Source organism: Mycobacterium sp. 94-17, from assembly GCF_035617725.1.
Lineage (GTDB): Bacteria > Actinomycetota > Actinomycetes > Mycobacteriales > Mycobacteriaceae > Mycobacterium.
The window spans coordinates 254,536-275,320 of sequence record NZ_JAPIYN010000006.1 but is presented as its reverse complement, the minus strand read 5'-3'; the positions used below and the strand labels follow the sequence as shown (position 1 = coordinate 275,320).

Here is a 20,785-nt window from a genome sequence, read left to right as displayed (position 1 = left end):
TGCCGATCGGCCCCAATCCGGACCAACACCACCCGAAACGCCGACTGCCCGCCCACATCACACACCGCGGCGCGCTCGGCGGCACACACCCGCCCGACCCGCTCCTCCAGATCATCCTCGCCATCAAGATCCACGTACTGCCAAGGCGCCACCGGATCCGCCGGAATGACCTGCACCGGCTCGTCGAACTCCGCACTGAACCGCGCCACCAAATGCGGATGCCGCCCCACCACCACCTGCACCGCCTCACACAAACGGTGCGGATCCAACGGACCGCTCAACGCGATCTCCAGCTGCACCGCATACACATCGTCACCGCCGCCCGGCGCGGTGCCGGCATGAAACAGCAACCCCTGCTGCAACGGCGTCAACGGCAAAACGTCAGCTATCCGCATATTTCCGCTCGAGCTCGTCGATCTGCCGGCAACGAAACCGTGCGGAACAGTTTCCGCGGCGGCCAGTCGTAATAGCCGTCAGGAGCGCGGCTTGCGGCGGTGTTCATTGCTTCGCCGATAAAGACGGCCGCCACAAGCGCGCGGTGATATTGCATTAACTTTCACGCCGGCCCGCCGGAGCCGGACGTGAGTCCAAAAGTCTTCAGAAAGATGCATTGGCCACCTCACGAGACACCGTCCGGGCGAGCCGCCCAAGGCATGTGCACGGTGCCGCGAGATTCCGTGCGCATCCAGACATCATGGATGTTGCCGCCATCTCGCGATGGCTTATTGGCGGAATCCCCGCCCGCCCAAGGCCAAAGGTCCAATTCATTAATCGCTGCGGATAAACCGCTGTTAGGCTGCAGCTTGCCGCAAGTGCCGGATTGGCGCTCCCGGCTAGCGGAGGTCGGGCGTCCAATGGCATCTCACGCACTCGCGGCTACCTCGATCGCCATCGTCGGCCTCTCCTGCCGGGTACCCGGGGCATGTACCACAGCCGAGTTCTGGCAGCTTTTGATCGACGGCCGACAATCCAGATGCACTGCCGAGCAGTACCAGCAGCAAATGGCGCAACGCATGCCGTATCCGAATTGCCCCCCAGAGTTGCACTATGGCGCATTCCTCGAGGATGCCCTCGGTTTCGACGCGGAATTCTTCGGAGTGTCCGATGTCGAGGCTGAAAGCATCGATCCCCAGCAACGAATCGCACTCGAACTGGCGTGGGCGGCGTTGGAAGACGCCCGGATTGTTCCCGCCGAGATTTCAGGCACTCGGGTCGGCTTGTTCGTCGGTGCCATGCGTGACGATTTCGCGGCGGTGACGACCGCTGTTGCGCCGCACCAACAATCCCTGCTCGGATCCCTCCGGTCTGTTATCGCGGGGAGATTATCGCATTTCTTCGGCTTCACGGGTCCGAGCTTCGTCGTGGATAGTGGCCAATCGTCGTCGCTCACGGCCGTCACTTTGGCGATGGAAAGTCTCAGACGAGATGAATGCGACCTTGCCATTGCCGGCGGTGTACATCTCAATCTCAACCCTGACGCCGGAACGGCGCTCGCTGAACTAGGACTGCTGTCGCCTGACGGAATTTGTCGTCCATTCGATCGGCAGGCAAACGGCTACCTTCGTGGGGAGGGCGGTGGATTCGTTGTTCTCAAGAGAATTGCCGACGCGGTGGAGCAAGGCGACCACATTTATTCGGTAATCCTCGGCGGCGCGGTAATCAATGACGGCCGTCGTCAAAGCCTCGCTTCCCCCGATTCCGATGCCCACGGCAAATTATTCCGTGCCGCTTTGACAGCGTCGGGCGTCGAGGCCGACGCAATCCAGTATGTCGAGGCCCACGGCACGGGTACGCCTGTCGGCGATATCGCGGAAGCAGAAGCGATCACGGTGGTCTATTCCACCGGACGCAGCGAACACCCCCTCTTCGTCGGCTCGTTGAAGGCCAACATTGGGCATCTCGAAGCGGCCGCCGGGGTGCTGGGCATCATCAAAGTCGCCCTGGCTTTACAGCATCGCCTCCTTCCCCCAAGTCTCAATTTCGTTTCACCGAACGCGGCTCTCGTCGGAAACCAATTCAGTGTGCGGGTTCTTTCGGATACCACCCAATGGCCGGTGACTGGTCGTCGGCGGACGGCGGCGGTGTCGTCGTTCGGGATCAGTGGCACCAATGCCCATGTCATCGTGCAGCAGGCCCCCGACGCGGCGGTGACGGCGGCGCCACCGGCAGACGCCGCGCGCCCGCTGCTGTGGCCGCTGTCGGCGCGCACCCCCAACGCCCTTGCCGCGCAAGCCGATCGACTCCACCAACACCTACTCAGCCACCCCGACCTGGACCTGACCGAGGTGGCCTACAGCCTGGCCACCACCCGCACCCACCACCGCTGCCGCGCCACCGTGGTCAACTCCTCGACCACCGATGACCCCCGCACAGACCTGCTCGCCGCACTACGAGCCCTCAGCACAGACCAACCCCACCGCTGCCTGACCCAACACCACAACCCGCCACACCCCACCGCCAAAACCGTCTTCGTGTTCCCCGGCCAAGGCTCCCAATACCCCGGCATGGGACTTGAGCTTTACCAACACCAACCCACCTTCGCCCACACCCTCGACGAAATCTGCGCCGCCCTCGACACCCACCTCGACATCGCGCTACGCGACATCCTGTTCGCCGCGCCCCACACCCGCACCGCCGCGCTGCTCGAGCACACCGCCTACGCCCAACCCGCCCTCTTCGCCCTCGGCGCGGCCATGCACGCCCTGCTCGTCGACCTCGGCATCACCCCCGACTACCTGCTCGGCCACTCCATCGGGGAACTCACCGCCGCCTACGTCGCCGGAGTGTGGTCCCTTCCCGACGCCGCGGCGCTGGTGACCACCCGCGGCCGGCTCATGCAAGCCTGCCCACCCGCAACCATGCTCGCGATCCACGCCGGCGCACCCGAGGTGACCGCCCTACTCACCGACCACCCCCACACCAGCATCGCCGCGATCAACGGCCCCACCTCCGTGGTCGTCTCCGGCCCCACCGACGAACTCGACCACCTGCGCCAACACTGCGCGGCACACCACCTCAACGCCACCCCACTGCCGGTCAACCGCGCTTTCCATTCGGCCTACATGGACCCCGCCCTGCCCGAATTCGAGGCCACCGCCGCCACCTTGACCTACCACCCGCCCACCGTGGCAACGCTGTCCAACCTCACCGGCGGCCTCGCCACCCCCGCCCAACTGACCTCCCCCAGCTACTGGACCCGACAACTGCGCGAACCAGTGCGCTTCCACGACAGCGTCATTCACCTGCTCACCCAAGGCCCACACACCTTCATCGAACTCTCCCCACACCCCGTGCTGGCCCCCGCCATCACCGACACCCTGGCCCAATCCCCCGACCACACCCACTCGACGGTGATCACCACCGCACACCGCGACCGACCCGCCACCGACACCCTGGCCACCGCCCTGGCCCACCTGCACAACCACCGCCACAGCCCCACCTGGCCCACCCTCTACCCCCACGCCCAGCCCACCGCCCTGCCCACCTACCCCTTCCAACACCACACCTACTGGCTACACCCCACCCCCAGCGCGGACCTCAGCCATCCGCGCCCGCTGCAAGCACGGCTGGCCGGCCAGACTCCTGACCAACAACTGCAAACCGTCACCGCGTTGGTCGGCTCGGCTGCGGGTGTGGTTCTGGCCCATCTCGATCCGTCGGCTCTCGATGGCGAACGCACCTTCAAAGACCTCGGTACCGATTCCTTCACCGCCGTCGAACTGCGCAACGTCCTGATCCAACAAACCGGCTTGGCTCTGCCACCGACACTGGTTTTCGACTACCCCACCCCGGCCGCGCTGGCCCGCTATCTCGTCGAGCTACTCACCGCCACCGAAGCGCCGGCGGGTGCGATTGCTGCCGCGGCACCGCGGGTCGATGAGCCGGTGGCAGTGGTGGGCATGGCGTGTCGGTTTCCCGGTGGTGTCGATTCGGCGCAGGGGTTGTGGGAGTTGGTCATCACCGGCCGGGATGTGGTGGGTGACTTCCCGACGGATCGGGGCTGGGATCTGGCGGAATTGTTCGACCCCGATCCTGACGCGGTGGGCAAGACATACGCCCGATCCGGGGCGTTCTTGGCCGACGCGGCGGGGTTTGACGCCGAGTTCTTCGGCATCTCCGCGCGGGAGGCATTCGCCATCGATCCCCAGCAGCGGCTGTTGCTGGAGATTTGTTGGGAGGCGTTGGAAACAGCCGGAATTGATCCGGCCTCGTTGGCGGGCTCGTCCACCGCGGTGTTCGCCGGGACGTGGGCCCAGCCGTATGGTGCCGGCACCGGGGACGGGTTCGCGCTGACCGGGACGGCAACCAGTGTGGCTTCCGGGCGGGTGGCCTACGCGTTGGGGTTGCAGGGTCCCGCGATCACCGTCGACACGGCATGTTCGTCATCGCTGGTCGCCACCCATCTGGCGTGCGAGTCGCTGCGTAACGGCGAGTCCGGTCTGGCGCTCGCCGGCGGGGTGACGGTAATGGCGACGCCGGCGATATTCACCGAGTTCGCCCGTCAACGCGGATTGGCGCCCGATGGCCGCTGTAAGGCGTTCGCCGAGGCCGCCGATGGCACAGGGTGGGGTGAAGGCGCCGGGATGCTGGTTCTGGAACGGCTCAGCGATGCGCGCCGCAACAACCGTACGGTGCTGGCGGTCATCGCCGGATCGGCGATCAATCAAGACGGTGCCTCCAACGGATTGACCGCCCCTAACGGACCGGCCCAGCAGCGCGTGATCCGTCAGGCAGTCGCCAACGCGGGTCTGACGCTCGATCAGGTTGATGTCGTCGAGGCCCACGGCACCGGCACCGCCCTGGGCGACCCGGTCGAGGCGGGCGCCCTGATCGCCACCTATGGCGCCGCCCGGGACGCCGACCACCCACTGTGGCTGGGATCGGTCAAGTCCAACATCGGCCATACTCAGGCCGCCGCCGGCGTTGCCGGGTTGATCAAGATGATTCAGGCGCTCAACCATGACACGCTTGCCCCGACCCTGCACGCGGATCGGGCCAGCAGCCACATCGACTGGTCCTCCGGCACGGTTCGGCTGCTGACCGAGCCCGTGGCGTGGCCGGTGACTGGTCGTCGGCGGACGGCGGCGGTGTCGTCGTTCGGGATCAGTGGCACCAATGCCCATGTCATCGTGCAGCAGGCCCCCGACGCGGCGGTGACGGCGGCGCCACCGGCAGACGCCGCGCGCCCGCTGCTGTGGCCGCTGTCGGCGCGCACCCCCAACGCCCTTGCCGCGCAAGCCGATCGACTCCACCAACACCTACTCAGCCACCCCGACCTGGACCTGACCGAGGTGGCCTACAGCCTGGCCACCACCCGCACCCACCACCGCTGCCGCGCCACCGTGGTCAACTCCTCGACCACCGATGACCCCCGCACAGACCTGCTCGCCGCACTACGAGCCCTCAGCACAGACCAACCCCACCGCTGCCTGACCCAACACCACAACCCGCCACACCCCACCGCCAAAACCGTCTTCGTGTTCCCCGGCCAAGGCTCCCAATACCCCGGCATGGGACTTGAGCTTTACCAACACCAACCCACCTTCGCCCACACCCTCGACGAAATCTGCGCCGCCCTCGACACCCACCTCGACATCGCGCTACGCGACATCCTGTTCGCCGCGCCCCACACCCGCACCGCCGCGCTGCTCGAGCACACCGCCTACGCCCAACCCGCCCTCTTCGCCCTCGGCGCGGCCATGCACGCCCTGCTCGTCGACCTCGGCATCACCCCCGACTACCTGCTCGGCCACTCCATCGGGGAACTCACCGCCGCCTACGTCGCCGGAGTGTGGTCCCTTCCCGACGCCGCGGCGCTGGTGACCACCCGCGGCCGGCTCATGCAAGCCTGCCCACCCGCAACCATGCTCGCGATCCACGCCGGCGCACCCGAGGTGACCGCCCTACTCACCGACCACCCCCACACCAGCATCGCCGCGATCAACGGCCCCACCTCCGTGGTCGTCTCCGGCCCCACCGACGAACTCGACCACCTGCGCCAACACTGCGCGGCACACCACCTCAACGCCACCCCACTGCCGGTCAACCGCGCTTTCCATTCGGCCTACATGGACCCCGCCCTGCCCGAATTCGAGGCCACCGCCGCCACCTTGACCTACCACCCGCCCACCGTGGCAACGCTGTCCAACCTCACCGGCGGCCTCGCCACCCCCGCCCAACTGACCTCCCCCAGCTACTGGACCCGACAACTGCGCGAACCAGTGCGCTTCCACGACAGCGTCATTCACCTGCTCACCCAAGGCCCACACACCTTCATCGAACTCTCCCCACACCCCGTGCTGGCCCCCGCCATCACCGACACCCTGGCCCAATCCCCCGACCACACCCACTCGACGGTGATCACCACCGCACACCGCGACCGACCCGCCACCGACACCCTGGCCACCGCCCTGGCCCACCTGCACAACCACCGCCACAGCCCCACCTGGCCCACCCTCTACCCCCACGCCCAGCCCACCGCCCTGCCCACCTACCCCTTCCAACACCACACCTACTGGCTACACCCCACCCCCAGCGCAGCCGAACGAAGCCGGCCTGACCATCCACTTCTGGGTTCGGTGACCGAGCTTGCCGGCCAAGACCGGTTTGTGCTGACGGGTCGACTGTCGGCCTCCATGCGCTGGCTGGCTGATCATCGGGTGCGGGGCACCGTCTTGCTCGCACACACGGGGCTCATCGATGTGATGCTGCGGGCCGGCGAGTACAGCGGCTGTCCGGTTATCGAGGAATTGGTTGTCCACGCTCCTTTGGCGCTGGCAGACCACGTCCCCACCGACCTCCAGATCACCGTGCACCCCGCCGAGGACGACGGGCGCCGCCTTTTCAGCGTTTACTGCCGGGCGGCCGGGGAGCACACCGCGGGCTGGACGCTGCATGCCGGCGGGGCGCTGACCGTCCAGCCCCACCCGTTGACGCCCTTCGCGCCACCACAAGCCATCGATCCCGTCGATCCGGACAGTTTTTACCAGCATCTGGCCGGACGAGGTTTCGACTACGGCGGGCCGTTCCGGTCTGTGCGCGGCATCTGCCGCGGCCACACCGATCCCGCAGTCGTGTGCGCGGAGGTGGAGCTCCCCGCCGGCACCGATGCCAGTGGCTATGGCATCCACCCGGCCCTGCTCGATGCCGCCTTGCATCCTTTGGCGAGCACGTTCTTCCGCGGGACCGATGACGAAAGCGCTTTTTCCCCAGTACCTTTCGCGTTCACCGGGATCACCTTGCACGCCACCGCGGCGACCCGGCTCCATGTTCAGCTCACGTCCACCGGCCCGGACAGCTTCGCCCTGTATGCCAGCGATCCGGCAGGCGCACCGGTGATCACCATCCGATCGTTGACTTTGCGGAAGCTGCCCGACGACATCGGTCAACTGCCGGTGAGCGGGCCGCACGACAGCCTGTTCGAACTCTGCTGGCCGGTCCGGCCCGCCGCCGCCCCGGCCGCGGCCACCGGCTGGGCCGTCGTCACCGATCGGCCCGATCGGTTGCCGGTCAGCCTGCGAAGCGGGCCGGTCCACGCCGACCTGACCGCGCTGGGCGATCCCCCCGAGCTGGTGATCTGGCCTCTACCTGAGGCCGCAGCGGACATCGACACGGTTGAGCGACTCCACAGCCTGACGCGCCGCACGTTGACCCAACTACAGGCCTGGCTGGCCAACCCGCACACGCTGAACAGCCACCTGGTGGTGATCACCCGTCATGCCGTCGCCGCCGGTCGCGACGACCCTGCCCCCGACCTGGCCCACGCAGCGGCCTGGGCGCTGGTGCACACCGCTCAAACCGAGCATCCCGACCGCATCACCCTGCTCGACACCGACTCTTCAGCCGCGACCGACGAGACCATCTTGGCCACCTTGGCGGCACGACCCGCCGCCGAACCCCAACTGGTGCTGCGCAACGGCACCACCCACATCCCGCGCCTGAACCGGCCCTCCAACGCCACACCCCCGTCCGCCCCCGCGTTGGATTCCGACGGAACGGTCCTGATCACCGGCGGTACCGGAATGCTGGGCCGGGTGTTCGCCGAGCATGTGGTGACCAAGTACGGCGCTCACCACCTGCTGCTGGTGTCTCGGAGCGGACCCGCCTCCCCCGCGGCCGCCGAGCTGGAGGCGCACCTGGGTGAGCTCGGGGCCAAAGTCACCATCATGGCCTGTGACACCGGCAATCCCGCTGACCTTGATCTGGCATTGAGCAGCATTCCCGACCAGCACCGGTTGACCGCCGTCATCCACGCCGCCGGAGTCCTCGACGACGCTGTGGTGACCGACCTGACCGTTGACCAACTCGACGCCGTCCTGGCTGCCAAGGCCGACGCAGCCTGGCATCTGCACCAACGCACCCAAGACCATGACCTGGCCGCGTTCGTGATGTTTTCCTCGGCCACCGCAGCCCTCGGCGGCCCCGGCCAAGCCAACTATGCGGCGGCCAACGCCTTTCTCGACGCCCTGGCCGAGCACCGGCACCGGCGACACCTCCCCGCCACCAGCCTGGCGTGGGGGCCGTGGCAGGCGCCGGCCGGGATGACCGCCCACCTGACCGCCGCCGACCACGCGCGGTTCAGCCGGAACGGCTTCGCCCCCATCACCACCGAACACGGCCTGGCCCTGTTCGACGCCGCCCTCGCCCAGCACCGGCCCACCCTGTTCACCAGCCCCTTATCCAGGCCCGGCCTGACCCGCCAAGCGCACGAAAACAGTTTGCCCGCAATCCTTTCCGGCCTCTACGCCGCCCGTCCTCCCGCTACCGCGGAGCTGCGGCCGCGGCTGGCGGATCAACCCGCTGACCAACAACTGCAAACCCTCACCTCGTTGGTCAACACCGCCACGGCCGCGGTGCTGGCCCATCCGGACCCGTCGGCCCTCGATGGCGACCGCACCTTCAAAGAGCTCGGTACCGATTCCTTGACCGCCCTCGAACTGCGCAACGTGCTGAGCCGACAAACCGGCCTGACGCTGCCGACCACGCTGATCTACGACCACCCCACCCCCGTCGCGCTGGCCCGGCACCTCACCGAGGCGCTTGCCCCCGTCGGGCAGACACTGGGTCCACTCGGGAAGCTTTTGAAAGAAGCATCGGACCAAGCGCCGCCGGTCGCGATCGATATCTTGATTGCGGCATCTCAACTCGACTCCTCCGCGGCATTTTTACGAGACGCCCCGAAACAGCTCGCCGAATCGGTTCTCAGGCCGGCAGAAGGTGCGGCGGTGCGCCTGGTGTGCCTATCCGAATTTGCCGGGCAGTACCAGAATTTCGCTAACCTGGTGCGGGAAGATATCGAGGTGACGGAAATAGTCGCACCGGGTTTCTCAGGAACCGCCCTTCCGAGCACGGCGCGGCAAGCGGCCCAGAAAATAGTCGATACCATACAGCCGAACAAAAGCGCCGATCAAATCATCGTGATCGTCGCGAATGGAATAACCTGCGTACCGGGACTTGACGCCGCCGAATTAATTGCGACCACCGCGCTCAAACCGGAAAATGGACAGACAGCACGACTGGTCACGATCGCGCCGGTCACAACCGCGAATCCGGCCGGCACCGCCCACCATCCTCTACTCATGGCGGCGGTTTCGCAGCACCTACACGCGGAGCGCGATCTCATCGCCTATGGACGCTATCTGAGATTCGGGCTCCGATCGAATGAACAGCCCGACGCCAAATCGACACTCGTGATGCACCCTCGCACCGGCCCCCATATCGAAACTCCGTCGTCCCCACTCACACTCGAACCGGGACTGGTTGCGCTGCGCGTTTGCAACTGGCTCGCGGATAACCATGCCCTGAACTAGTAGCCGAAAATCGAAGGTACGCGATGAAATGGGATCGGATTTTCATCAACTCGGTCGGAAGCTATCTGCCGCAGAGGTTTCCGGTCGAGGGCATGGACGGCGAGGACACGCTTGAGCGCAGGCACGCCGGGTACGAGACGATCACCAAAGCTGACCTGCCCCAGTACGTTATGGCCGGCATCGCGGCATCCCAAGCGATGGAAAGATCGAGCCATTGCGCCGATACGCTTTCAGTAATCGTCCTTGCAATGGTTACGGGTGCCACCGAACACGCGGCGCCGGTGTGCCATGTGCAGCGCATACTCGGTCAATCCGAAGCTATTGCGTTCGAGCTGAACGCAACGAGCGATGGAGGGGTCACCGGCATCGAAGTCGTTGCGCGAATCCTAGCGAGTGATCCGGACATGGAAGTCGGGCTAGTTTCTTCGGCGCTGCGTTGCCCCGACGAGATGGATCGCTGGATGGCGGGAGCCCTCTTCGGCGATGGCGCGGCGGCGGCGGTGATATCGAAGAGAAGCGGTTTCGCGCGTCTTATCGCGAGCCATCGAATTTCAAATCCGGAGTTCGAGATGCTGCTTCGGCCCCGCGTGAAGGGCCCCAATTTTTGGGATTTCCCTGACCTCGACCTCAATTTTGGCCCCTACGTCGAGACGATTACGCAGGAGGTCCAGTCCGCCATTTCAGCGACACTGAAAGAAGCGGATATCACCATTGACGACATCTCTCATTTTTGCCTTCCGGTGCTTCCGCTGGTCAGCACCCAGACGATATATCTCGAGCGAAACAATATTCCCCTCGAAAAAACTTGCTGGTCCGAGTTGCGTAAGAATGGACACGTTGGTCCGTGCGACCAGATACTCGGTCTGGCCCACCTGCATGACACCGGGCTGCTGGAAAGTGGACAGCTCGTCCTGGTGGCCGGCGGCGGAATGGGCTACCGCATGACGTGCCTGCTGCTGCGAATCGAGTAGCCGCCGAAAGAGCGGTGGCGGAGGGATTTGAACCCCCGGACGGTTTTAGCCGTCTCTCGCTTTCAAGGCGAGTGCATTAGGCCGCTCTGCCACGCCACCGCTGACAAGGGTAACGGGGCTAGTAGCGTTGGCCACCATGCGCGCCATCGTCGCCGAATCTTCCGACCACCTCTCCTGGCAGGAAGTCCCGGACGTCTCCGCCGGGCCGGGCGAGGTCTTGGTCGAGGTCGTCGCCGCCGGGGTGAACCGGGCCGACCTGCTGCAGGCCGCCGGCAAGTATCCGCCGCCGCCGGGTGCGAGCGAGATCATCGGCATGGAGGTGTCCGGCGTTATCGCCGATGTCGGCTCCGATGTCACCAATTGGTCTGTTGGACAAGAGGTTTGCGCGCTACTCGCCGGCGGCGGATACGCCGAGTACGTCGCCGTTCCCGCCGGCCAGCTGATGCCGGTCCCGCCGGGTGTCGACCTGGTGGACGCTGCCGGGTTGCCCGAGGTGGCCGGCACGGTGTGGTCGAATCTGGTGCTGACCGCACACCTGAGCGAAGGGCAGCTGCTGCTGATGCACGGCGGGGCGAGCGGCATCGGCACCCACGCGATCCAGGTCGCCCGGGCGCTGGGTGCCCGGGTGGCGGTCACCGCCGGCTCGGAGGAAAAGCTGCAGACCTGCCGCGACCTGGGGGCCGAGATCACCATCAACTACCGCGACGACGACTTCGTCGCGCGGCTGCAGCAGGCCGGCGGCGCCGACGTGATCTTCGACATCATGGGCGCCTCCTATCTGGACCGCAATATCGACGCCCTCGGCCCCGACGGGCAGCTCGTCATCATCGGCATGCAGGGCGGCATCAAGGGCGAGCTCAACATCGGCAAGCTGCTGGCCAAGCGGGCACGGGTCATCGGCACCACGCTGCGCGGCCGACCGGTGGCCGGGCCGAACAGCAAGAGCGAGATCGTGCAGGCCGTGACGGCCAACGTGTGGCCGATGATCGCCGACCGCCGGGTCCGGCCCGTCATCGGCGAGCGGATACCCATCGAGCAGGCGGGCGCCGCCCATCAGAAGCTGGCGGCGGGGGAAGTGCACGGAAAGGTCGTGCTGACGCTGCCCGCCTGAGCGCCCGGCGTCACGCGGTGGCGACGAGCTAACCGAGGGAAGCCAGCGCGCGCACCAACTGGTCGACTTCGGCCGTCGTCGAATAGTGCGCGAGCCCGACGGTGACGGCGCCGCCGACGTCGTTGACACCCAACACGTCGAGCGCGCGGGAATTCTCGTTGGTGACGGCCAGAATGCCGTTGTCCGCCAACCGCTGCACCACCCGCTCGGCCGGCACGCCGTTCAAGGCGAAGCTGACCACCGGGATCCGCACCTCCGGGCGTCCGATCACCATCACCAACGGCAGGGAGCGCAACGACACCATCAGGTAGTCGTAGATGCGGTTCAGGTACGACGTGGCCGACTGCATCGATACCGCCAGGCGTTCGCGCCGGGTGCCGCGGGCAGATTCGTCGAGGGACGCCAGGTACTCGATGCTGGCCACCACCCCGGCCAGCAGGCCGAACTGGTGCGCGCCGACCTCGAGCCGCGCGGGCCCGGTGGCCTTGGGGTCGGTCGAGACCGAGCTGAACGAGTTGAGCAAGACCGGGTCGCGGAACACGATCGCGCCGATCGGCGGCCCGCCCCACGCCGCGGCGTTCACCGCGACCACGTCGGCGTCGGTTTCCCTGACGTCGAGCAGCCGGTAGGGCGCCGCGGCGGAATGGTCGACCACCACCAAGCCGCCGACGTCGTGCACCAGCTTGGTCATCGCCCGCAGATCGGCGACCGTACCCAGCGTCGCGGAGGCCGAGCCGACGGCGACCAGCCTGGTCGACTTGCCGATCAGACCCTCCCACTGCCACGTCGGGAGCTCACCGGTCTCGATGTCGATCTCGGCCCACTTGACCTTGGCGCCGTACCGGTGTGCCGCGCGCAACCACGGGGCGATGTTGGCCTCGTCGTCCAGTCGGCTGACGATCACCTCGTAGCCCAGGCCTGCCCGCGACGACGACGCCTCGGCCAGCGTCGACAGCAGGATCGCCCGGTCGGCGCCCAGCACGACGCCCCCGGGGTCGACGTTGAACAGATCTGCCACCGCTGCCCGCGCCGCCTCCACAATGGCGGCACTGCGCTGCGCCGACGGGTGCGCGCCCTGAGTCGTGGGACCGGACCTGCGGAACGCCGTCGACACCGTGGTCGCGACCGAATCGGGAATCAGCATCCCGCTCGGGGCGTCGAAATGTACCCAGCCGTCACCCAGCGACGGATGAAGTCCGCGCACCCGGGCGACGTCATATGCCATGTGGGCCACCTTAGGGCTTCCACTTTTTGCGAAACTGTGACGGTAGCGAGTGCCACAGACGTTCCGGCCAATCGGTGGCTTCCCGAGCCAGGGCACCCGGCCAGCCATACTAGTCGAGTGGGGCTCTGGTTCGGAACGCTCATTGCATTGTTCTTGCTGATAGCGCCCGGGGCGATCATCGCACGCATCAGTCAGCTGTCTTGGCCGGTCGCTGTCGCGGTTGGCCCGGCGCTGACCTACGGTGTGGTCGCGCTGGCCATTATTCCGTTTGGTGCCATCGGAATTCCATGGAACGGCTGGACCGCGCTGGCTGCGCTGGTAGTGGTGTGCCTGCTGATGACCGGGTTGCAGCTGCTGCTCACCCGCTACCGCGACCGCGAAGCCGAAGCGCGCGCGGTGAGCCGCTGGCCCGCCATCACGGTGGGGGCGGGCGTGCTGTTTGGCGCGCTGCTCATCATGTGGGCCGCCTACCGCGGCCTCGCCGCCCATTGGCAGACCATCCCGAGCACCTGGGACGCCGTGTGGCACGCCAACGAGGTGCGTTTCATCCTGGACACCGGCCAGGCGTCATCGACACACATGGGCGAGCTCCGCAACGTCGAGACCCACAAGACGCTGTACTACCCGTCGGTGTTCCACGCCCTGACCGCCGTGTTCTGCCAGCTGACCGGCGCGGCGCCCACCACCGGCTACACGCTGAGTTCGGTCGCCGCATCGGTCTGGCTGTTCCCCACCAGCGCGGCGATGCTCACCTGGCATGTGCTGCGGGCGCACACCACGCAGTGGCGCTGCGCCGGGGCGACGGCCACCGCGGCGGCGCTGTCGGCGTCGTTCACCGCGGTCCCCTATGTCGAGTTCGGCGTCGCCGCGATGCCCAACCTGGCGGCATACGGCGTCGCGGTGCCGGCTTTCGTCCTGATCACCAGCACGCTGCGACACCGCGACCGCATCCCGGCGGCCGTCCTGGCCTGGGTGGGCGTCATGTCGGTGCACATCACCGGCGGGGTGATCGTGCTGCTGTTCCTGGTGTCCTGGTGGCTGCTGGACGCTGTGTGGCGGCCGGTGCGTGGCAGGCTGGCCGATTTCCTCGCCCTGGCCTGCGTCGCGGCGTGCTCCGGGCTGATCCTGCTGCCGCAGTTCATCAGCGTCCAGGGGCAGGAAGACATCATCGCCGGGCATTCCTTTTTGACCTACCTCAGCAAGAAGCGGGGACTCTTCGACGCCGTCTTTCAGCACTCTCGGCACCTCAATGACTTTCCGGTGCAGTACGGGCTGATCGTGGTGACGGCCATCGGCGGGGTCATTTTCCTGGTCAAGAAGATCTGGTGGCCACTCGCCCTGTGGCTGGTGCTAGTGGTGGTCGACGTCGACGCCGGAAATCCGCTGCGCGGCCCCATCGGTGCAGTGGCCGGGATGTTCGGCGAGTTCTTCTATAAAGACCCACGCCGGATCTCGGCGGCCATCACCTTGCTGCTGGAGCCGATGGCCGGTACCGCGGTGTTCGCGATCGTCGTGGGCGTGGTGTGTGGCGCCAAACGGGTCACCGGCCGATTCCGGCCGCTGCCCGCCCCCGCGTGGGTCGCCGTGACCGCGGTGCTGCTGGTGGCTACCACGGTGCTCAGCGGGCGCCACTACCTCTATCGGCACCTGGTGTTGTTCGGCGACAAATACGACTCGGTGATCGTCGACCAGCGCGACCTGATGGCGATGGCGTACCTGTCCAAGCTGCCCGGCGCGCACGAGACGTTGATCGGCAACGGCAACACCGACGGGACCGCGTGGATGTACGCCGTCGCCGATCTGCATCCGCTGTGGACTCACTACGACTTCCCGCAACAGATGGGTCCGGGCCCCAACCGGTACGTCTTCTGGACCTCGGCCCGCAAAGGCGATTCCGATCCGCGGGTTCTCGAGGCGATTAAAGCGCTCAATATCCGGTACATCTACACCAGCACGCCGACTGTCCGGGGGTTCGCCGTACCCGAAGGACTAGTGTCACTGGATAAGTCGAAGTCGTGGGCGTTGATCTACGACAATGGCGGCGCCCGAATCTATGAATGGCGCGGAAACGGCGCGACGCCACACTCCTAGTCCACAAAGGATGGTGAAGGATTGAGTACCCGCAACGACGACCCCGACGATGGTGACGTCGAAATCATCGGCGGCGTCGACCCGCGGATAATGGCGCTCGCCGACGACGACGCCGACGAGCGTTCGCTGACCGATCTGGTCGAGCAGCCGGCGAAGGTGATGCGAATCGGCACCATGATCAAGCAACTGCTCGAGGAGGTGCGCGCCGCGCCGCTGGACGAGGCCAGCCGTAACCGGTTGCGCGAGATCCACGCGACCAGCATCCGGGAACTGGAAGAGGGCCTGGCGCCGGAACTGCGTGAAGAGCTCGATCGCCTCACCCTGCCCTTCAACGAGGACTCCGCGCCATCCGACGCCGAGTTGCGCATCGCCCAAGCGCAGCTGGTCGGCTGGCTGGAAGGGCTGTTCCACGGCATCCAGACCGCGCTGTTCGCCCAGCAGATGGCCGCCCGCGCGCAGCTGGAAAAGATGCGCCAGGGCGCGCTTCCCCCGGGCATCGGCAAGCCGGGCGGCGCGCCCGGACACGGTCAGTACCTGTAAGCAGACGCAGCACCGATGGCGCCCGGTTCCGGTCCTCACATCGAGACGCACAACGCGTGGGTGGAGTTTCCCATCTTCGACGCCAAGTCGCGCTCGCTGAAGAAGGCGTTCTTGGGCAAGGCGGGCGGCACGATCGGCCGCAACAGTTCCAACGTGGTGGTGATCGAGGCGTTGCGCGACATCACCTTGTCCCTCGAGCTGGGCGACCGGGTAGGCCTGGTGGGCCACAACGGCGCGGGGAAATCGACTCTGCTGCGGCTACTTTCGGGCATTTACGAACCCACTCGGGGCTGGGCGACGGTCACCGGCCGGGTTGCGCCGGTCTTCGACCTCGGCGTCGGCATGGACCCGGAGATCTCCGGCTACGAGAACATCATCATCCGCGGCCTGTTCCTGGGACAGACGCGAAAGCAGATGCAGTCCAAGGTCGACGAGATCGCGGAGTTCACCGAGCTGGGCGACTACCTGTCGATGCCGCTACGCACGTATTCCACCGGTATGCGCGTGCGGCTGGCGATGGGCGTGGTGACCAGCATCGACCCCGAGATCCTGCTGCTCGATGAAGGCATCGGCGCGGTGGACGCCGACTTCTTGAAAAAGGCCCAGTCGCGGTTGCAGAGCCTGGTGGAGCGCTCCGGAATCCTGGTGTTCGCCAGCCATTCCAACGAATTCCTGGCCCGCTTGTGCAAGACGGCGATGTGGATCGACCACGGCGTCATCCGCATGTCCGGCGGCATCGAAGACGTGGTGCGCGCCTACGAAGGGGAGGACGCGGCCCGGCACGTCCGCGAGGTGCTGGCCGAGACCGCCGGAAGCCATGACTGACACCGTCTTCGCCGTCGTGGTCACCCACCGGCGCCCCGACGAACTGGCCAAGTCGCTTGACGTGCTCAGCTCGCAGACCCGGCAGCCCGATCACCTCATCGTGGTGGACAACGACTATCCGGGGGACGGCCGGATCCGCGAACTCGTTGCCGGACAGCCTGTTCCGACCACCTACCTGGGTTCGCATCGAAACCTTGGCGGCGCGGGGGGTTTCGCGCTGGGCATGCTGCACGCGCTGGCCGAGGGCGCCGACTGGGTGTGGCTTGCCGACGACGACGGGCATCCGCGGGACTCGGGCGTGCTGGCCACCCTGCTGGCCTGCGCCGAAAAACACGGCCTCGCCGAGGTGTCCCCGATGGTCTGCAACTCCGACGATCCGGAGCGCCTCGCGTTCCCGCTGCGACGCGGCCTAGTATGGCGCAGGCGCGCAAGCGAATTGCGCACCGAAGCGGGACAGGACCTACTGCCCGGGATCGCCTCGCTGTTCAACGGGGCGCTGTTCCGGGCCGCCACCCTGGACGCGGTCGGCGTTCCGGATGTGCGCCTGTTCATCCGCGGTGACGAGGTGGAGATGCATCGCAGGCTGGTTCGGTCCGGTCTGCCGTTCGGGACCTGCCTCGACGCGATCTACTTGCACCCCTGCGGATCCGATGAGTTCCGGCCGATCCTCGGGGGCCGGATGCACACCCAGTATCCCGACAACGACGTCAAGCGGTTCTACACCTACCGCAACCGCGGCTACCTGCTTGCGCAGCCCGGCCTGCGCAAGCTGCTGGTACAGGAGTGGGTGCGCTTCGGCTGGTTCTTCCTGGTGAGCCGTCGCGACCCGCGCGGTCTGCTGGAATGGATCCGGTTGCGGCGCTTGGGGCGTCGCGAGCAGTTCGGCAAGCAGGAGGAGCGGCGCACATGACGTTCGTCGACGCGGCGGCACAGTCGCGCACCCTCACCCGCGCCCGCGGTGACCTGGTCGACGGCTTCCGCCGCCACGAGCTCTGGCTGCATCTGGGGTGGCAGGACATCAAGCAGCGTTATCGCCGCTCGGTGCTGGGGCCGTTCTGGATCACCATCGCGACCGGAACCACGGCCGTCGCGATGGGCGGCTTGTACTCCAAGCTGTTCCATCTGGAGCTGTCGTTGCATCTTCCGTATGTGACGCTGGGGCTGATCATCTGGAACCTGATCAACGCCGCCATCCTCGAGGGCGCCGACGTCTTCGTCGCCAACGAGGGACTGATCAAGCAGTTGCCGACGCCGCTGAGCGTGCACGTCTACCGGCTGGTCTGGCGACAGATGATCCTGTTCGCGCACAACATCGTGATCTACGTCGTCATCGCGATGATCTTCCCCAAACCGTGGTCGTGGGCCGATCTCTCGGTGATCCCGGCGTTGGCGCTGATCGTGCTCAATTGCATATGGGTGTCACTGTGTTTCGGCATCCTGGCGACCCGCTATCGCGACATCGGCCCGTTACTGTTTTCGATCGTGCAGCTGCTGTTCTTCATGACGCCGATCATCTGGAATGACGACACCCTGCGGCAGCAGGGCGCCGGACGCTGGTCGAATATCGTCGAACTCAATCCGCTGCTGCACTATCTGGATATCGTTCGCGCCCCCCTGCTGGGGTCGCACCAGGAGCTGCGGCACTGGGCCGTGGTGCTGGTATTGACGGCCGTCGGCTGGTTGCTCGCCGCGATCGCGATGCGCCAATACCGCGCCCGGGTGCCCTACTGGGTATAGCGGGCTTTTCGGGCGCGGCCCGGTGACGGCTGTTCGCCGGGGAGTCTCCAGGGCATTGTCGGACCACCGGTTCGTGAGCGCTTTTCCTTTGAGCTTTTAATCAGCACATTCCCATCAATCACAAGCTTTCGATAGGCCGACAACCGGGTACGGACGTGATTGTGACCAAATCCGTTCGCTCGCGCGGTGTGTCGCTGTCATTTTCTCAGGTGTGCAAGCGAATCTTTTTGGGCAAGCCGCTGATCACCGAGGCGCTCGAGTCCGAGCGATTGTCAAACCCGGTTGCCCTCGGTGCGCTGTCACCCGACGCGATCTCCTCGACCGCCTACGGCCCCGAGCAAATCCTGGTCGAGCTGGTGCCGCATGCCGGACTGGCTGCCTTCGTCTTGTTACTGCCGACCACTGGCGTCATCATCATCGTTCTGGCGCTGGTGGCCGCCTCCTATCGACAGGTCGTCATGGCCTACACACAGGCCGGCGGCTCCTACATCGTCACACGCGAGAATTTCGGGCCGCGGGTGGCGCAGATCGCGGCGGCGGCATTGCTCATCGATTACGTCGTGACGGTGGCGGTGCAGACGTCCGCGGGCACGGTCGCGGTGGCCTCCGCTCTGCCCGCACTCGGACCCTACAGCTTGGAGATCACCATCGGCATGGTGATCGTCATCAGCTACCTGAATCTGCGCGGCGTGCGGGAAGCCGGTCGACCGTTCGCCGTGGCCACCTACTCGTTCGTTGCTCTGATCACCCTGACGATCGTCACCGGAGTCATCCGCGAACTCTTCTGGGGTTTAGCCGAATACGATCCGCAGCACATGCCGGGGACCGTGCCGGTCCATCAAGGCAACGGTCTGGTGATGGGCGCCACCGTGCTGGTGATTCTGCGGGCGTTCGCCAATGGCGGTTCGTCGCTGACAGGCGTGGAAGCGATCTCGAACACGGTCAATATCTTTCGCGATCCGCAGGGCCCGAACGCACGGCGGGTGATTACCACGATGGCCTGCATCCTCGGCTTCTTGCTGGCCGGAGTCGGCTACCTGGCCTACGCCACGCACGCCACCCCATATGTCGACGAATACCCCTCGGTGCTCTCGCAGGTTACCCGGGCCGTCTTCGGCCACGGCCTGATCGGCAGCAGCATGCATATCCTCGTCCAGGCATCGACCGCCGCCATCCTGTTCACCGGTGCCAACGGCAGCTTCAACGGATTCCCCGCGCTGGCCAGCTTCGTCGCGGAAGACCGGTTTCTGCCGCGCCAACTCATCAAGCGCGGGCACCGGTTGGTGTTCTCCAACGGCATCATCGCCCTGACGGCGCTGTCGGTGGCGTTGCTGGTGTTCACCGGCGGCACGGTCCAATCCTTGGTGCCGCTTTACGCGATCGGCGTGTTCACCGGCTTCGCCACCGCCGGCTACGGGATGACCAAACACCATCTCATCCAGCGTGAACGCGGCTGGCGACACAAGCTGGCGATCAACCTGTCCGCAGGGATCATGTCGACCATCGTGGTGGGGATCTTCGCGGTAGCCAAGTTCACCGAGGGCGCCTGGCTGATAGTTGTCGTATTCCCCGTGCTGGTATTCGTACTGATACGGCTCAATCGCGAGTACCGCTCCGAGGCCGCCGTTCTCAGCGACTTCCACGCCGATCACAAGACCCTGCAAAATGGGGCGCGACACCACGTGTTCGCCTGTGTCGACACGGTCGACATCGCAACACTCGAAGCGCTGCGCTACGGGAAGGTCCTCAAACCCGACCAGTTGATCGCCGTGCATTTCGTGATCGACGCGGAACATGCCCGGCGCCTGCAAGAGCTTTGGGAACGCTTCGATCTCGAAACGCCGCTGCGCGTGCTGGATTGTCCGGACCGCCACGTGACCGCGGCCGCACAGGAGCTGGTTGCGACCGAACAACAGGAACATCCGGATACGAGTGTCACGATATTGCTGCCACGCCGGGCATACGGCCCCTTCGAACGACTGCTTCACGACCGCACGGCCGACAAGATCGCCAAGGCGGTCAGCCGGATCCCGAACGCGGCCGCCACGATCGTGCCCTACGACGTGCAGTCCGAGATCAGCGAGGCGTTCCCCAACAGCGTGGGACCGCGAATAGCCGACGAATTCGCTCGGATCGAGCAGCGGATCTGGCGGGGCGAGAGCCGGAAAGTGGCTTCCTATGAACACCCGGAACGGCCCACGGCGGTGGTCGCGATCGACAGCCTCGTTCCCGGGCGCAGTGCGACGATCGAAGGCAGGGTCAGTGAAGTCGAGGAGTTCACCCAACGGAGCCGGACCTCGCGTTCGATGGTGGTCGGCGACGAAAGCGGGCAGATCCGCATCACCTTCGCACCCGATTGCGGTGGCGCAGACATCATGCCCGGCCAACTGCTGCAATTCACCGGAGAGGTACACCGCAACGCAGACCACGAAGCAGTGTGCATTGCCGACCCCACATACCGAGTAGTCGGGTGAAC

The 20,785-nt window shown here is 66.1% G+C and carries 10 protein-coding genes, 1 tRNA gene and 1 pseudogene; 9 read left to right on the top strand and 3 right to left on the bottom strand.

Annotated features, from left to right (window positions below; genetic code table 11):
* Positions 1–438 (bottom strand): annotated as a pseudogene (locus OQ789_RS10240) (condensation domain-containing protein); the annotation flags it as partial.
* Positions 439–605: 167 nt separating this feature from the next.
* On the opposite strand from OQ789_RS10240, the gene OQ789_RS10235 reads away from it, so the two are divergent.
* Positions 606–9,809 (top strand): type I polyketide synthase, encoded by a 9,204-nt coding sequence (locus OQ789_RS10235; protein ID WP_324685428.1) that lies wholly within the window; start codon positions 606–608, stop codon positions 9,807–9,809.
* A gap of 23 nt (positions 9,810–9,832) precedes the next feature.
* Positions 9,833–10,780 carry a ketoacyl-ACP synthase III family protein gene (locus OQ789_RS10230; protein ID WP_324685426.1) on the top strand — a complete coding sequence of 316 codons (948 nt, stop codon included), beginning with the start codon at positions 9,833–9,835 and terminating at the stop codon, positions 10,778–10,780.
* A gap of 12 nt (positions 10,781–10,792) precedes the next feature.
* On the opposite strand, the gene OQ789_RS10225 is transcribed toward OQ789_RS10230, so the two are convergent.
* Positions 10,793–10,879: transfer RNA gene (locus OQ789_RS10225), tRNA-Ser, on the bottom strand.
* A gap of 37 nt (positions 10,880–10,916) precedes the next feature.
* On the opposite strand from OQ789_RS10225, the gene OQ789_RS10220 reads away from it, so the two are divergent.
* Positions 10,917–11,891: an NAD(P)H-quinone oxidoreductase gene (locus tag OQ789_RS10220; RefSeq protein ID WP_324685425.1), complete on the top strand. Its 975-nt coding sequence runs from the start codon at positions 10,917–10,919 to the stop codon at positions 11,889–11,891.
* Between the two features lie 28 nt (positions 11,892–11,919).
* Here OQ789_RS10220 and OQ789_RS10215 read toward each other — a convergent pair whose 3' ends face one another.
* Entirely contained in the window at positions 11,920–13,116 is a 1,197-nt protein-coding gene (locus OQ789_RS10215; protein WP_324685424.1) for a cysteine desulfurase-like protein, read from the bottom strand.
* 117 nt (positions 13,117–13,233) lie between these two features.
* Here OQ789_RS10215 and OQ789_RS10210 point away from each other — a divergent pair, with 117 nt between their 5' ends.
* The 6 genes from OQ789_RS10210 to OQ789_RS10185 all read left to right on the top strand — a co-directional run bounded on the left by OQ789_RS10210 (position 13,234) and on the right by OQ789_RS10185 (position 20,783).
* Positions 13,234–15,207 carry a DUF6541 family protein gene (locus OQ789_RS10210; protein ID WP_324685422.1) on the top strand — a complete coding sequence of 658 codons (1,974 nt, stop codon included), beginning with the start codon at positions 13,234–13,236 and terminating at the stop codon, positions 15,205–15,207.
* 21 nt (positions 15,208–15,228) lie between these two features.
* Entirely contained in the window at positions 15,229–15,747 is a 519-nt protein-coding gene (locus tag OQ789_RS10205) for a bacterial proteasome activator family protein (protein ID WP_324685420.1), read from the top strand.
* Positions 15,748–15,762: 15 nt separating this feature from the next.
* Complete coding sequence (locus OQ789_RS10200; protein WP_324685418.1) at positions 15,763–16,572, top strand: ABC transporter ATP-binding protein; 810 nt, start codon at positions 15,763–15,765, stop codon at positions 16,570–16,572.
* Entirely contained in the window at positions 16,565–17,482 is a 918-nt protein-coding gene (locus OQ789_RS10195) for a glycosyltransferase family 2 protein (RefSeq protein ID WP_324685417.1), read from the top strand. The genes OQ789_RS10200 and OQ789_RS10195 overlap by 8 nt, the downstream gene beginning before the upstream one ends.
* Positions 17,479–18,309 (top strand): ABC transporter permease, encoded by an 831-nt coding sequence (locus OQ789_RS10190; RefSeq protein WP_324685416.1) that lies wholly within the window; start codon positions 17,479–17,481, stop codon positions 18,307–18,309. Before OQ789_RS10195 ends, OQ789_RS10190 begins: the two co-directional genes overlap by 4 nt.
* 161 nt (positions 18,310–18,470) lie before the next feature.
* Positions 18,471–20,783, top strand: a complete 2,313-nt coding sequence (locus OQ789_RS10185; protein ID WP_420716078.1) for an amino acid permease — start codon at positions 18,471–18,473, stop codon at positions 20,781–20,783.
* Positions 20,784–20,785 lie beyond the last annotated feature (2 nt).

What these genes read in the sequence shown, in the direction of transcription:
- OQ789_RS10230 (WP_324685426.1), top strand. Translation starts at nt 9,833, where the DNA reads ATGAAATGGGATCGGATTTTCATCAACTCGGTCGGAAGCTATCTGCCG.
- OQ789_RS10195 (WP_324685417.1), top strand. Translation starts at nt 16,565, where the DNA reads ATGACTGACACCGTCTTCGCCGTCGTGGTCACCCACCGGCGCCCCGAC.
- OQ789_RS10200 (WP_324685418.1), top strand. Translation starts at nt 15,763, where the DNA reads ATGGCGCCCGGTTCCGGTCCTCACATCGAGACGCACAACGCGTGGGTG.
- OQ789_RS10215 (WP_324685424.1), bottom strand. Translation starts at nt 13,116, where the DNA reads ATGGCATATGACGTCGCCCGGGTGCGCGGACTTCATCCGTCGCTGGGT.
- OQ789_RS10220 (WP_324685425.1), top strand. Translation starts at nt 10,917, where the DNA reads ATGCGCGCCATCGTCGCCGAATCTTCCGACCACCTCTCCTGGCAGGAA.
- OQ789_RS10190 (WP_324685416.1), top strand. Translation starts at nt 17,479, where the DNA reads ATGACGTTCGTCGACGCGGCGGCACAGTCGCGCACCCTCACCCGCGCC.
- OQ789_RS10235 (WP_324685428.1), top strand. Translation starts at nt 606, where the DNA reads ATGCATTGGCCACCTCACGAGACACCGTCCGGGCGAGCCGCCCAAGGC.